The 12,724-nt window shown below is 38.0% G+C and carries 15 protein-coding genes; 13 read left to right on the top strand and 2 right to left on the bottom strand.

Features of this window, described 5'->3' with window-relative positions:
- The first annotated feature begins 207 nt into the window (after positions 1-207).
- From upp to ACYVQ1_RS10010, 10 genes are all read left to right on the top strand, one after another.
- Positions 208-837, top strand: a complete 630-nt coding sequence (gene upp, locus ACYVQ1_RS10055) for a uracil phosphoribosyltransferase (protein ID WP_002883819.1) — start codon at positions 208-210, stop codon at positions 835-837.
- Between the two features lie 183 nt (positions 838-1,020).
- On the top strand, positions 1,021-1,611 hold the full coding sequence (locus tag ACYVQ1_RS10050; protein ID WP_002883818.1) for an ATP-dependent Clp protease proteolytic subunit: 591 nt from the start codon (positions 1,021-1,023) through the stop codon (positions 1,609-1,611).
- Between the two features lie 85 nt (positions 1,612-1,696).
- Positions 1,697-2,146: a YlbF/YmcA family competence regulator gene (locus tag ACYVQ1_RS10045; protein WP_461250567.1), complete on the top strand. Its 450-nt coding sequence runs from the start codon at positions 1,697-1,699 to the stop codon at positions 2,144-2,146.
- Positions 2,139-2,420 (top strand): DUF2129 domain-containing protein, encoded by a 282-nt coding sequence (locus ACYVQ1_RS10040; RefSeq protein WP_461250566.1) that lies wholly within the window; start codon positions 2,139-2,141, stop codon positions 2,418-2,420. The genes ACYVQ1_RS10045 and ACYVQ1_RS10040 overlap by 8 nt, the downstream gene beginning before the upstream one ends.
- Before the next feature lie 154 nt (positions 2,421-2,574).
- Positions 2,575-3,750, top strand: a complete 1,176-nt coding sequence (locus ACYVQ1_RS10035; RefSeq protein ID WP_461250565.1) for an ABC transporter substrate-binding protein — start codon at positions 2,575-2,577, stop codon at positions 3,748-3,750.
- A 43-nt stretch (positions 3,751-3,793) separates the two neighbouring features.
- A complete protein-coding gene (locus ACYVQ1_RS10030) occupies positions 3,794-4,678 on the top strand; it encodes a branched-chain amino acid ABC transporter permease (RefSeq protein WP_002890014.1) in 885 nt (294 codons plus the stop codon).
- A 3-nt stretch (positions 4,679-4,681) separates the two neighbouring features.
- Positions 4,682-5,632: a branched-chain amino acid ABC transporter permease gene (locus ACYVQ1_RS10025; protein ID WP_461250564.1), complete on the top strand. Its 951-nt coding sequence runs from the start codon at positions 4,682-4,684 to the stop codon at positions 5,630-5,632.
- Positions 5,633-5,634: 2 nt separating this feature from the next.
- Positions 5,635-6,399 carry an ABC transporter ATP-binding protein gene (locus tag ACYVQ1_RS10020; RefSeq protein WP_021143582.1) on the top strand — a complete coding sequence of 255 codons (765 nt, stop codon included), beginning with the start codon at positions 5,635-5,637 and terminating at the stop codon, positions 6,397-6,399.
- Positions 6,399-7,109 carry an ABC transporter ATP-binding protein gene (locus ACYVQ1_RS10015; protein ID WP_461250563.1) on the top strand — a complete coding sequence of 237 codons (711 nt, stop codon included), beginning with the start codon at positions 6,399-6,401 and terminating at the stop codon, positions 7,107-7,109. The genes ACYVQ1_RS10020 and ACYVQ1_RS10015 overlap by 1 nt, the downstream gene beginning before the upstream one ends.
- A 134-nt stretch (positions 7,110-7,243) precedes the next feature.
- Complete coding sequence (locus ACYVQ1_RS10010) at positions 7,244-7,903, top strand: CBS and ACT domain-containing protein (RefSeq protein ID WP_461250562.1); 660 nt, start codon at positions 7,244-7,246, stop codon at positions 7,901-7,903.
- A gap of 147 nt (positions 7,904-8,050) precedes the next feature.
- Here ACYVQ1_RS10010 and cysK read toward each other — a convergent pair whose 3' ends face one another.
- Both cysK and ACYVQ1_RS10000 read right to left on the bottom strand, forming a co-directional pair.
- Positions 8,051-8,977: a cysteine synthase A gene (gene cysK / locus ACYVQ1_RS10005; RefSeq protein ID WP_002883742.1), complete on the bottom strand. Its 927-nt coding sequence runs from the start codon at positions 8,975-8,977 to the stop codon at positions 8,051-8,053.
- 101 nt (positions 8,978-9,078) lie between these two features.
- Entirely contained in the window at positions 9,079-9,705 is a 627-nt protein-coding gene (locus ACYVQ1_RS10000) for a YigZ family protein (protein WP_461250561.1), read from the bottom strand.
- Between the two features lie 54 nt (positions 9,706-9,759).
- Here ACYVQ1_RS10000 and ACYVQ1_RS09995 point away from each other — a divergent pair, with 54 nt between their 5' ends.
- The 3 genes from ACYVQ1_RS09995 (at position 9,760) to hpf (ending at position 12,349) form a co-directional block, all read left to right on the top strand.
- Positions 9,760-11,079: a DEAD/DEAH box helicase gene (locus tag ACYVQ1_RS09995; RefSeq protein WP_048674256.1), complete on the top strand. Its 1,320-nt coding sequence runs from the start codon at positions 9,760-9,762 to the stop codon at positions 11,077-11,079.
- Positions 11,060-11,722 (top strand): ComF family protein, encoded by a 663-nt coding sequence (locus ACYVQ1_RS09990; RefSeq protein WP_048674254.1) that lies wholly within the window; start codon positions 11,060-11,062, stop codon positions 11,720-11,722. The genes ACYVQ1_RS09995 and ACYVQ1_RS09990 overlap by 20 nt, the downstream gene beginning before the upstream one ends.
- A gap of 78 nt (positions 11,723-11,800) precedes the next feature.
- Positions 11,801-12,349 (top strand): ribosome hibernation-promoting factor, HPF/YfiA family, encoded by a 549-nt coding sequence (hpf, locus tag ACYVQ1_RS09985; protein ID WP_048674252.1) that lies wholly within the window; start codon positions 11,801-11,803, stop codon positions 12,347-12,349.
- Positions 12,350-12,724 lie beyond the last annotated feature (375 nt).

The following is a 12,724-nucleotide window of genomic DNA, read 5'->3' as shown; positions in this document are numbered from 1 at the left end:
CTCATAAGTTCTTCCTAATGATGGTTTGGTCGCTTTTCATTATAGTTCTTATGGGACTTTTTGTGTACATTGAAAAAACTCCATAATCTCTACAGTGGTTTTACCCACTACAGAAATTATAGAGCCAAAAACGTTTGCAGTAAAGCAAGCGTTTTTTTTGCCTTTTTGATATAATGGAGTGAATATAAAGCAAAGGAAGAAACTATTATGGGTAAATTTCAAGTTATTTCACATCCACTGATTCAACATAAACTTTCAATCCTCCGTCGTGAGGATACTTCTACTAAGGACTTCCGTGAGCTAGTTAATGAAATTGCTATGCTCATGGGTTACGAAGTGTCTCGTGACCTTCCTCTCGAAGAGGTTGAAATTCAAACACCAATTACCAAAACTGTACAAAAACAACTTTCTGGTAAGAAATTGGCGATTGTTCCAATCCTTCGTGCGGGTATTGGTATGGTCGATGGTTTCCTCAGCCTTGTACCAGCAGCTAAAGTTGGGCATATTGGTATGTATCGTGACGAGGAAACTCTTGAGCCAGTTGAGTACTTAGTAAAACTACCAGAAGACATTGATCAACGTCAGATCTTTGTAGTAGATCCAATGCTTGCGACTGGTGGTTCAGCAATCTTGGCAGTAGACTCACTTAAAAAACGTGGTGCAGCTAATATCAAGTTTGTTTGCTTGGTTGCAGCACCAGAAGGTGTCAAAAAATTGCAAGATGCTCACCCAGATATCGATATATACACAGCATCTTTGGATGAGAAACTTAATGAGAATGGTTATATTGTTCCAGGTCTTGGAGATGCAGGTGACCGACTATTTGGTACAAAATAGGTTGAAAAGGGAGAATTTCCCTTTTTTTAATAGGGTAATGACTTAGGAAAATCTTAATAATAACCCGTTTTTTACTTATTTAGCACTCTTTTTAAACGAGTGCTAAGAAAGATGTTTTTTATTTGACCTAATTTGACTAAAATCATATAATAACATCAAGACAATATTAAAAGGAGAATTCATATGATTCCTGTAGTTATTGAACAAACATCACGTGGTGAACGTTCTTATGACATTTACTCACGTTTGCTCAAGGATCGTATTATCATGTTAACAGGTCCTGTTGAAGATAATATGGCAAACTCAATTATCGCCCAACTCTTGTTCTTGGATGCTCAAGACAATACAAAAGATATCTATCTTTATGTTAATACACCAGGTGGATCAGTTTCAGCTGGTCTTGCCATTGTTGATACAATGAACTTCATCAAGTCTGATGTTCAGACCATCGTTATGGGGATGGCAGCATCAATGGGTACAATTATCGCTTCAAGTGGTACTAAAGGTAAACGTTTCATGTTACCAAATGCAGAATACATGATTCACCAACCAATGGGTGGTACTGGTGGTGGTACCCAACAAACAGACATGGCTATCGCAGCTGAACATTTGCTCAAAACGCGTAATAACTTGGAGCAAATATTGGCGGATAATTCTGGACAGCCAATTGAAAAAGTTCATGTAGACGCTGAACGTGACAATTGGATGAGTGCCCAAGAAACGCTTGAATATGGCTTTATCGATGAAATCATGGCTAATAACCAATTAAAATAGACTGAGCTTGTCTTAAATAAAAGTCAGATGCAAATCGGTTGTATAAGGACCGTTTCATCTGGCTTTTTGTGTTATAATAGAAAACATGTTAATAATCAATGAGAAGTTGCTTGCTATTGATCGAGCTATAGATTGTCTTGTTTCGTACTTTCTAAAGCTACCTGAGGTAGAAAATTACCGTTTGAAACGCCAGAAATTCGAAAATGACAGAGAACTTCAAGAGCAACTCTTTGCATTTCTGGAATTAAAGGATAGCTATGATACTGCTAAGGAGCACGAGGCTTTTAGACCAGATGTGAGAGAGTTGAAACGTCAGTTTTTGCGAATGAAGCGCCAAATTGATTTGAACGAGGTGGTTATTGGCTATCGTCAGGCAGAGTTCGATTTGCAGACTATTTTAGCCAATCTTGGTGAGGAGATTGCCCAAGCTGTTTCAGACCAGATTTTTATCGATTCTGGGCTACCTCTTGCCCCTCACAAACCGCATCATAAAAAGGGAGACACTAACATAAAGGAGAAAATGAGTCATGATTAAGCGTCAAGGCATTATTGTTTATCTATACTACAATAGAGACTTACGTAAAATTGCCAAGTTTGGGGATGTTGTCTACCATTCTTATAAGATGCGTTATGTGCACCTTTATGTAGATGAGGACAAGGTCGAGGATATTTTGAAAGAGCTCGATGGAATGAAAGCAGTGAAAAAAGTTCTGCCTTCCTACTATTCTGATATTGATATGGACTTTGTAGGTAGTCTGGAACGCTACGACACCTCAGTTCCTGAACTGTTTAAGAACTTTTCTCTTTAATGGGAGAAAAGTTTTTTTATTTTCAAAGAGTTATTCTTAAAGTAATGGAAACGATTACTGTGGCTAAAGCTTAGTTATGTGTAGTTGACAATTGTCTGATAATTCTGTAAGCTATAAGGTGGACTTTTTTAAGAAAATATTAAGGAGAAATCTTATGTCTAAAAAGATCACACTTATTGTGTTAGCCTTTTTTGCTTCCATTTTCTTGGTTGCCTGTGGCAAGTCACCAGATGTGACTGCTAATGCCAATGGTACTAAGATTGGCGATACCATCAAAATTGGTGTTAATATGGAGTTGACAGGTGCCGTTGCAGCCTATGGTAAGGCAGAGCAAAATGGTATTAAGTTGGCTGTTGATGAAATTAACAAAGCTGGTGGCGTCGATGGCAAAAAACTTGAGCTTGTCACAAAAGATAATAAATCTGAAAACGCTGAAGCTTCAACATCTTCAACGAACTTGGCTATTCAGAGTAATGTAAATGCTATCGTTGGTCCAGCGACATCAGGTGCTGTCGCTGCGGCTAGCCTCGTATCACAAAAAACAGGGGTTCCTTTGTTGACACCTTCTGGTACACAGGATGACCTTACGGTAGATGCTAACGGAGCTAAGAAATTTGTTTTCCGTACAACCTTTAAAGATAGCTACCAAGGTAAAGTTTTGGCAGCTTATTCTTACAATAATTTGAATGCTAAGAAAGTAGTTCTCTATTATGATAATGCTTCAGATTATGCCAAGGGTATTGCGGATGAATTTAAGCGTGAATATAAAGGTCAAATTGTTACTGAAGCTACCTTTGCTTCGGGTGACAAGGATTATCAGTCAGCTTTGACTAAATTTAAAGACCTTGATTATGATGCTATTGTAATGCCTGGTTACTATACTGAGACTGGTATTATCACTAAACAAGCACGTGACCTTGGAATTGATAAACCAATCCTTGGACCTGATGGATTCAGTGATGCGAAATTCACTGAGCTTGCAGGTAAAAAGAATGCGTCAAACGTCTACTATGTATCAGGATATTCAACAAATGTTGCTCTTTCTGACAAGGCATCTGGTTTCATTGAAGCATATAAAAAAGCTTACAAAACTGAACCAAATATGTTTGCTGCTCTAGCGTACGATTCAGTTTATATGATTGCAGAAGCATCTAAAGATGCGAAAACATCAGTTGATATTGCTGATAACTTAGCACATTTGAAAAACTTTGTCGGGGTTACTGGTAAAATGACGATTGATAAGGATCATAACCCTATTAAAGCAGCTCTTATGGTTAAAAGAGATAATGGTGAAGAAGTTTCAGCGGAAGCCGTTGAAATTGAAAAATAATCTGTTATCTATACTGAAAATGAACTAGAAAGTTTGGTTATATATGTTTTTTGAACAACTTCCCCAACAACTAGTCAATGGTATTATCTTGGGTAGTATCTATGCCCTACTTGCCCTTGGATATACCATGGTTTATGGGATTATCAAATTGATTAACTTTGCCCATGGAGACATCTATATGATGGGTGCCTTCGTTGGTTACTATGCGATTAATAGCCTTGGAATGAATTTCTGGGTTGCCCTTGTCTTTGCTATGCTTGTCTGTGCGATTTTAGGGGTTGTTATTGAGTTCTTGGCTTATCGCCCGCTCCGTAATTCGACACGTATTTCTGCCTTGATTACAGCTATCGGTGTCTCATTCTTCCTTGAGTACATCATGGTTCTATTTGTAGGGGCAGATACACGTTCATTCCCTCAAAAGATTGCAATTGAGACTTATCATCTTGGATCAATCTCTGTAACAAATGTGCAATTGCTTATCTTGGTAGTTGCGCTTGTGCTTATGGTTGCTCTTCAATTGATTGTTAAAAAGACTAAGATGGGTAAAGCTATGCGTGCCGTATCTGTAGACAGTGATGCCGCTGAATTGATGGGTATTAATGTTAATAACACTATTAGCTTCACTTTTGCTCTTGGATCATCACTAGCAGGGGCAGCGGGTGTCCTTATTGGTCTTTACTATAACTCTATCGAACCTCTTATGGGTATGACGCCAGGTATTAAAGCCTTTGTTGCCGCTGTTCTTGGTGGTATCGGTATTATCCCTGGTGCAGCACTTGGTGGATTTGTTATCGGTATTTTGGAGACATTATCAACTGCAATTGGTTTGTCAAGTTACCGTGATGCCATCGTTTATGGTGTCTTGATTGTTATCCTTTTGGTTCGCCCAGCGGGTATCCTCGGTAAAAATGTGAAAGAGAAGGTGTAAGACATGAAGAAAAATCTAAAAGTAAACCTTATTTGGTTTGGTCTTATCATTGGGCTCTTCCTTATCTTGAAAGCTCTTGAACTTTCAGGTATCATGAACCTTTACTACATTCAAATCTTAATGGGGATTGGAATCTCAATCCTTATGGGACTTGGTACTAACTTGGTTCTTGGTTTCTCAGGGCAATTTACACTTGGGCAAGCTGGTTTCATGGCAATTGGTGCCTATTCATCAGCTATCATCACTGGTATGATGCCAACATATGACGGTTTCTACCTCTCAATGGTTGTCGGTGTCATCATCGCAGCTATTGTTGCCCTTATTTTTGGTCTACCTACCCTTCGTTTGAAAGGTGACTACCTTGCCATTGCAACTCTTGGTATGGCTGAAATCATCCGTATCATTATCGTTAATGGTGGTGAATTGACCAATGGTGCCGCTGGTTTGACAGGAATCCTTCCTTATACTAGTTGGCCTGTAATTTATTTCTTTGTGGTAATCATTACAATTTTGGTGCTTAATTTCTTACGTTCAGCAACTGGACGTCAAGCAATCACTCTTCGTGAAGATGAAATTGCTGCTGAGTCAATGGGTGTTAATGTCACAAAAATGAAGGTTCTTATCTTTGTTATCGGTGCCATGATTTCAGCGATTGCTGGCTCACTTTATGTCAGCTACATCGGTACTGTCGTGCCAAAAGACTTCACCATCATGAAATCAATTGATTACCTTATCATTGCCGTTCTTGGTGGTCTTGGATCAATCACAGGTACTATCATTGCCGCTGTTGTTCTTGGTATTATCAACATGTTCCTCCAAAACGTTTCAAACCTTCGTATGATTATTTACGCCTTGGCTTTGATTCTTGTAATGCTCTTCCGTCCAGGTGGACTTCTTGGAACAAAAGAACTCTATCTCTCACAATTCTTCAATAAATCTAAGGAGGGCAAATAAAAATGGCACTTCTTGAAGTTAAAAATCTGACTAAAAACTTCGGTGGTTTGACTGCCGTTGGTGATGTTTCAATGGAACTCAATGAAGGTGAGTTGGTTGGACTTATCGGACCAAATGGTGCTGGTAAAACAACCTTGTTCAACCTTTTGACAGGTGTCTATGAGCCAAGTGAAGGGACTGTTATACTTGATGGTACAGTCCTAAACGGTAAAGCACCTTATAAAATCGCTTCACTCGGTTTGTCACGTACTTTCCAAAATATCCGTCTTTTCAAAGACATGACTGTACTTGAAAACGTTCTTGTTGGTTTATCAAATAAGCAACCTTCAAATTTCTTTGCATCTCTTTTGCGTTTGCCTAAGTACTATTCAAGTGAAGAAGAGTTAAAAGCAAAAGCTATGAAACTGTTGGCTATCTTCAATTTGGATGGTGAGGCAGATACACTTGCGAAAAACTTGGCTTACGGACAACAACGTCATTTGGAAATTGTTCGTGCACTTGCAACAGAACCAAAAATTCTTTTCCTTGATGAACCAGCTGCGGGTATGAACCCACAAGAAACAGCTGAATTGACTGCTCATATTCGTCAAATTCAAAAAGACTTCGGAATTACCATCATCTTGATTGAGCACGATATGAGTTTGGTCATGGATGTTACTGAGCGTATTTATGTTTTGGAATATGGACGCTTGATTGCCGAAGGAACACCTGATGAAATTAAGAATAACAAACGTGTTATTGAAGCTTACTTGGGGGGTGAAGCATAATGGCAATGTTGAAAGTTGAAAATCTCTCAATTAAATATGGATCGATCGAAGCTGTAAAAAACGTCAGCTTTGAAGTTAATGAAGGTGAAGTCGTAACTCTTATCGGAGCTAACGGTGCAGGTAAGACATCAATTCTTCGTACCATCTCAGGTCTTGTTCGTCCAACTGAGGGAACCATTTCTTATCTTGGAAACGACATCCACAAAACACCAGCACGTAAGATTGTTGCCGAAGGTTTGGCTCAAGTACCTGAGGGACGTCATGTATTTGCAGGATTAACCGTAATGGAAAATCTTGAAATGGGAGCTTTCCTTCATACAAATAAAGAAGAGAACGTAGCTCTCTTGAAAAAAGTCTTCCAACGTTTCCCACGTCTAGAAGAACGTAAGAATCAAGATGCAGCGACACTTTCTGGTGGTGAGCAACAAATGCTTGCAATGGGTCGTGCCCTTATGAGTCGTCCAAAACTTTTGCTTTTGGATGAACCTTCAATGGGACTTGCTCCAATCTTTATTCAAGAAATTTTTGATATTATCGAAGATATCAAGGCACAAGGGACTACAGTTCTTTTGATTGAACAAAATGCCAATAAGGCTTTGTCAATTGCGGATCGTGGTTATGTTCTTGAAACTGGTAAAGTGGTTCTTTCAGGTACTGGTGAAGAACTTCTTGCATCAGATGAAGTTCGTAAAGCCTATCTTGGAGGATAAGAAAAAGCGCCCGAGGGCGTTTTTCTATCGTCTTATGCTGATTGTAAAATACTAATTTTTCAGTAAAATATTGCAATCGGTTTCACTTAATGTGGTATAATACAAGTAAGAAATCATTCGGAGGAAAATGAAACATGGCAGTAAAAGATTTTATGACGAAACGTGTAGTTTATGTCTCACCAGAAACAACAGTTGCAGCAGCTGCAGATATTATGCGTGATAAAGGTTTGCGCCGTTTGCCAGTAATTGAACACGATAAACTTGTTGGGCTTGTTACAGAAGGTACAATGGCGGAGGCCTCACCATCAAAAGCAACAAGCTTGTCAATTTATGAAATGAACTATCTCCTTAATAAGACAAAAGTAGGAGATATCATGATCAAGAATGTCCTTACTGTTTCCAAATATGCTAGCCTTGAGGATGCAATCTATATCATGCTTCAAAATAAGGTTGGAGTCCTTCCAGTTGTGGACAATGACCAAATTTCAGGAATTATCACAGATAAAGATGTCTTTCGTGCTTTCTTGGAAATTTCTGGTTATGGTCAAGCTGGAATTCGTATTGGGTTGGAAGTTCCAGATACTCCACGTGTTTTGGAAAAAATTGCGAACCTTATTGCTAGTGAGAATCTCAACATTGAACGTACAATTGTTGCCCCTAAAAATGGCACTGTACTTCGTGTTGAACTTCAAGTTGAAGGAGAGATTGGGATTGAACAACTCAAGAAGGTTTTTGTAGAAGCAGGATTTACAGTTACTGAAATTGCAGAAACAGAAGCAAAAGAGTTAGACTAATAACAAGGATAAAAAACAGAAAGTTTGTAGGAACAGTTCAGTGGAAATGAGATTAAAATCCTTACTTTTTCTAGTAATTAATGAACTACAGGCTTAACTTTATACAATAAAAAGAGGCTAGAGCATTGTGCTCCAGCTTCTTTTTTATTAGTCTTGAAAATCGTAAAGTGTTGTAGAGAGGTAGCGCTCACCATTGTCAGGCAAGAGTGTCAAGACTTTTTTTCCTTCGCCAAGCTCAGCGGCAACCTTTAGGGCAGCAGCAATAGCAGCACCTGATGAGATACCAGCTAGGAAACCTTCTTGGCTACCCAATGTACGTGATGTTGCGATAGCTTCATCAGAAGGAATACGCACAACACTGTCATATGATTTTGTATCCAATGTGTCAGGAATGAAGCCAGTTGAGATACCTTGGATTTTGTGTGGTCCTGGTTTATCACCATTCAAGACGGCAGATTCGTCAGCTTCAATACCATAAACCTTGATATTTGGATTGGCAGCCTTAAGGGTTTTTGAAACACCTGAAATAGTACCACCAGTACCGATACCAGCAACAAAAGCATCCAAACCTTCTGCACCAAAATCTTCAAGAATTTCTTGGCCAGTTGTAGCCGCATGAACAGCTGGGTTTGATGGGTTAGCAAATTGAAGAGGTACCCAACCATTGCGTTCAGCAGCAACTTCTTTAGCCTTAGCAATTGCACCCTTCATTCCTTCGCTACCCGGAGTCAAAACAAGCTCAGCTCCATAAGCTTGGATGATTTTACGACGTTCAACACTCATTGTATCAGGCATTACGATAACAACTTTATAGCCTTTAGCAGCACCGACCCAAGCAAGACCGATACCAGTGTTACCTGAAGTTGGTTCAACAATGGTATCACCAGGTTTAATCGTACCAGCTTTTTCAGCATCTTCAATCATACGAAGAGCAATACGGTCTTTTACTGAAGAACCAGGGTTGAATGCTTCGAGTTTAACGTAAACATCTGCTGATCCTTCTGGAACAATAGAATTCAGTTTAATAACAGGTGTTTTTCCAACAAGTTCGGTAATTGAGTTGTAAATTGTCATATTTAAAATCCTCTTAATCTTTGATTGATGGTTCTAAGTATACGACGGTAGGGCCAACTTGTAAAATACATCTTCTTTATCACTGTGATAACGTTTGACTATCAGATAGGAATTTCAACGATTTTCTTTCCAGATCTTTCATAAGTAACTTTCCCTTGATAGAATTCGGTTAGTTCCTGACCGAGTCTTTCAATCTCAGACTCTTCGACAAATAAAGTAGTAGAAACATCTGATAAGAAAGTTGTATCAAATTCTTGGAGTCCTTCTTTTTCAAGGAAGTTGGAAAAGACTTGGTATTGAGAGTAGGTTAACTCTACGGTTAGTCCTGTTAATTTCTTGACTTCAACTCGGCCAATCTCTTCAATAGCATGGGCAACGCTACCAGAGTAAGCTCGGATAAGACCACCTGCCCCAAGCTTGATTCCTCCAAAATAACGAGTCACAACTGCTACGACATTAGTAAGACCTTGTTTTTCTAGAACAGTAAGCATAGGAACCCCAGCTGTTCCAGAAGGTTCACCATCATCACTGGAACGCTTAATTTGGCCATCATCACCAACGATTATTGCAGAGCAAGAATGATTGGCCTTGTGATGCTGTTTCTTAATCTGAGCGATATATTCTCTTCCTTCTTCCTCACTGCTGATACGTTTCAAGTGACAAATAAAACGAGATTTTTTTATTTCTTCTTCAACGATTCCATCGTTGGCAATAGTTTTGTAATCCATAAAAAAATTTTATCATAAAAAGATGAATTCAAACATATTTTCGAATAGAAAGATATGGTACCTAAAGAATATTATGGACGACTATTTACGAAAGAGCAGTTGCCAGTGAACTATCACTCAGAGGCTTTAACATTAGAAAGTATGATAAAGATCGATAAACAACTTAGATGTAAAAGATGTTACAGTCGGATAGAGGAAGATTGGCAATTACCGGGAGGTCAGTATTATTGTAGAGCATGTATTGTCTTTGGTAGAAACCAAGAAGGAAAAGAACTTTATTATTTTCCTTCCAAAACATCAGAAATTGAATTTCCTGTTTTGAAGTGGTTTGGAGAACTGACTCCCTATCAAGCTAAGGTCTCAGAGAAACTTTTGAGAACTTATCAAAAGCAGAAAGATAGTCTCGTACATGCTGTGACCGGTGCTGGTAAGACAGAAATGATTTATAACATCGTTGCCTATGTTCTGGAAAATAAAGGTCATGTAGCTATCGCAAGTCCTAGGGTTGATGTTTGTCGAGAATTATTTCTACGTATGAAGAGGGATTTTACTTGTAGTATTTCCCTGCTTCATGCTGAGAGTGAACCATATGATGGTAGTCCGCTTGTAATAGCTACTACACATCAACTACTAAAGTTTTACCAGAGTTTTGACTTAGTTATTGTAGATGAAGTAGACGCATATCCTTTTGTAGGAAATGTCATGTTAAATCATGCTGTAGAACAGGCGAAGACCGAAACCGGTCGATTTATTTACTTAACAGCGACTTCAACATTATCTTTAGAAGAGCAAGTTCGACTTGGGACTTTAGAAAAACATCACCTTGCTAGACGTTTCCATGGAAATCCTTTAGTACTTCCTAAATTCTTCTGGCAGGGCAGATTACAAAAATCTCTGACAAGAGGCAAGCTTCCAAGACCTCTTCTTTATCAGATTAAAAAGCAACGTAAATCAAAATTTCCTCTATTAATCTTCTTTCCAAATATAGCGATAGGTGAAAAGTTTACAAGTATTCTACAAAAATATCTTCCAGATGAAAAAATGGCCTTTGTTTCCTCAAAAAGCGAGGAGCGTTCAACTATCGTAGAGAAGTTCCGAGAAAAAGAACTGTCTATCTTAGTTACAACAACTATCCTCGAACGTGGTGTAACCTTTCCACAAGTAGATGTTTTTGTTTGTATGGCAAATCATCACTTATATACTAGTTCGAGTCTTATTCAGATTGGAGGTCGAGTTGGAAGATCACCAGATAGACCGACAGGAAAGCTTTATTTCTTTCATGAAGGACTATCCAAATCAATGCTTCGGTGTCGAGAAGAGATAAAGGTTATGAATAAAAAAGGAGGGTTTAACAATGAAGTGTCTGCTATGTAATGATTGGATTGAATCGCTACCAAAATTAAGAGACCTCATTATGTTTAACCAAAGAAAAGAGTACTCTTGCCGATCTTGTAAACATCAGTTTAAAAACCTCTCAAAAGAAAGATGTCAAAATTGTAACAAAGAGTTATATGGAGATGCTTGTATTGATTGTAAACTTTGGATGAAAAAAGGCTATATTCCTAAGCACCTTGCTATTTATCGATATGAAGAAAATATGAAAGAGTATTTTAGTCGCTATAAATTTATGGGAGACTATTGTCTTAGAAAAATATTTCAACAAGATATTAAAAACAACTTAAAACCATTTTTGAAGAAAGGTTATACCATAGCGCCAGTCCCATTATCGGAAGAACGCTTGGCAGAAAGAGGATTCAACCAAGTTGAGGGATTGATAGAGGGAATTCCCTATCGGGATATCTTTGAGAAAAGAGATATTGAGAAGCAATCCTCAAAAACACGCGAGGAGCGTCTAAGTCAAGATAATGCATTCTGTCTCAAGGAAGGTATAAATCTACCAGATAAGATTATTATAGTGGATGATATCTATACAACGGGTTCCACTTTATATCAGATGGTTCAACTGTTAGAAGGTAGAGGTATTAAAGAAGTTTTGACCTTTTCACTAGCTAGATAATAAAAATCCTTGCAAATTTTCATGAAAAGGATATAATAAAGATAAAGAAAACGCTAACAAGCGAGAAAGAGGTCTTTTATGATTAAATATAGTATCCGTGGCGAAAACATCGAAGTAACTGAAGCACTTCGTGACTATGTTGAAAGTAAACTTAGCAAAGTTGAAAAATACTTCAACGAAGACCAAGAATTGAATGCACGTGTAAATCTTAAGGTTTATCGCGAAAAGACAGCTAAAGTAGAGGTTACTATTCCAATAGGTTCTGTAACACTAAGAGCAGAAGATGTTTCGCAAGATATGTATGGTTCTATTGACCTAGTGGTTGATAAGATTGAAAGACAAATCCGTAAAAACAAAACAAAAATTGCACGTAAGCATCGTGAAAAAGTTCCAACAGGAGAAGTATTCTCAGCTGATTTTAATAACGAACAAGTTGAAGAAGCACCAGCTGTTGAAGTTGTAAGAACTAAAAACATTGAGTTGAAACCAATGGATGTTGAAGAAGCCATCCTTCAAATGGAATTATTGGGTCATGACTTCTTTATCTATACTGATAGCGAAGATCATACAACTAATGTTCTCTATAAACGAGAAGACGGTAACTACGGTCTGATTGAAGCCAAATAATAAAAAAGGGAAGTAGGTTGAGAAACGTGCTTCCTTTATTTTTTTCAAAAACCCTATTGACAATAACAAAATTGGGTGTTAAGATATAAAAGTTGTCTTAACAGACTTGCCACAAACTTGAAAAGGTTCCAAAACTTTAAAAAAGTTATTGACAAGATAAGTCAGAGATGATATTATAAATAAGCTGCTTCGGAAGGGGCGGCGAACACGAGAAGTGAAAAAACTTCGAAAAAAGTGTTGACAAGTTGTTCTAGATTTGCTAGAATATAGGAGTTGTCTTAAGAGAGACAAAGACCTTTGAGAACTGAATAAGAAACCAAGTGCAGGGTTATGATAGAAGAAATTATAACCTGTCAATTTACAAGAATAAATCGT

The organism is Streptococcus parasalivarius, assembly GCF_054785155.1.
This window is presented reverse-complemented; position numbering and strand designations above follow the sequence as displayed.

Excerpts from the sequence above, each read along its gene's own strand:
- upp (WP_002883819.1), top strand. The coding sequence starts at position 208 with ATGGGTAAATTTCAAGTTATTTCACATCCACTGATTCAACATAAACTT.
- ACYVQ1_RS10050 (WP_002883818.1), top strand. The coding sequence starts at position 1,021 with ATGATTCCTGTAGTTATTGAACAAACATCACGTGGTGAACGTTCTTAT.
- ACYVQ1_RS10045 (WP_461250567.1), top strand. The coding sequence starts at position 1,697 with ATGTTAATAATCAATGAGAAGTTGCTTGCTATTGATCGAGCTATAGAT.
- ACYVQ1_RS10040 (WP_461250566.1), top strand. The coding sequence starts at position 2,139 with ATGATTAAGCGTCAAGGCATTATTGTTTATCTATACTACAATAGAGAC.
- ACYVQ1_RS10035 (WP_461250565.1), top strand. The coding sequence starts at position 2,575 with ATGTCTAAAAAGATCACACTTATTGTGTTAGCCTTTTTTGCTTCCATT.
- ACYVQ1_RS10030 (WP_002890014.1), top strand. The coding sequence starts at position 3,794 with ATGTTTTTTGAACAACTTCCCCAACAACTAGTCAATGGTATTATCTTG.
- ACYVQ1_RS10025 (WP_461250564.1), top strand. The coding sequence starts at position 4,682 with ATGAAGAAAAATCTAAAAGTAAACCTTATTTGGTTTGGTCTTATCATT.
- ACYVQ1_RS10020 (WP_021143582.1), top strand. The coding sequence starts at position 5,635 with ATGGCACTTCTTGAAGTTAAAAATCTGACTAAAAACTTCGGTGGTTTG.
- ACYVQ1_RS10015 (WP_461250563.1), top strand. The coding sequence starts at position 6,399 with ATGGCAATGTTGAAAGTTGAAAATCTCTCAATTAAATATGGATCGATC.
- ACYVQ1_RS10010 (WP_461250562.1), top strand. The coding sequence starts at position 7,244 with ATGGCAGTAAAAGATTTTATGACGAAACGTGTAGTTTATGTCTCACCA.
- cysK (WP_002883742.1), bottom strand. The coding sequence starts at position 8,977 with ATGACAATTTACAACTCAATTACCGAACTTGTTGGAAAAACACCTGTT.
- ACYVQ1_RS10000 (WP_461250561.1), bottom strand. The coding sequence starts at position 9,705 with ATGGATTACAAAACTATTGCCAACGATGGAATCGTTGAAGAAGAAATA.
- ACYVQ1_RS09995 (WP_048674256.1), top strand. The coding sequence starts at position 9,760 with ATGGTACCTAAAGAATATTATGGACGACTATTTACGAAAGAGCAGTTG.
- ACYVQ1_RS09990 (WP_048674254.1), top strand. The coding sequence starts at position 11,060 with ATGAAGTGTCTGCTATGTAATGATTGGATTGAATCGCTACCAAAATTA.
- hpf (WP_048674252.1), top strand. The coding sequence starts at position 11,801 with ATGATTAAATATAGTATCCGTGGCGAAAACATCGAAGTAACTGAAGCA.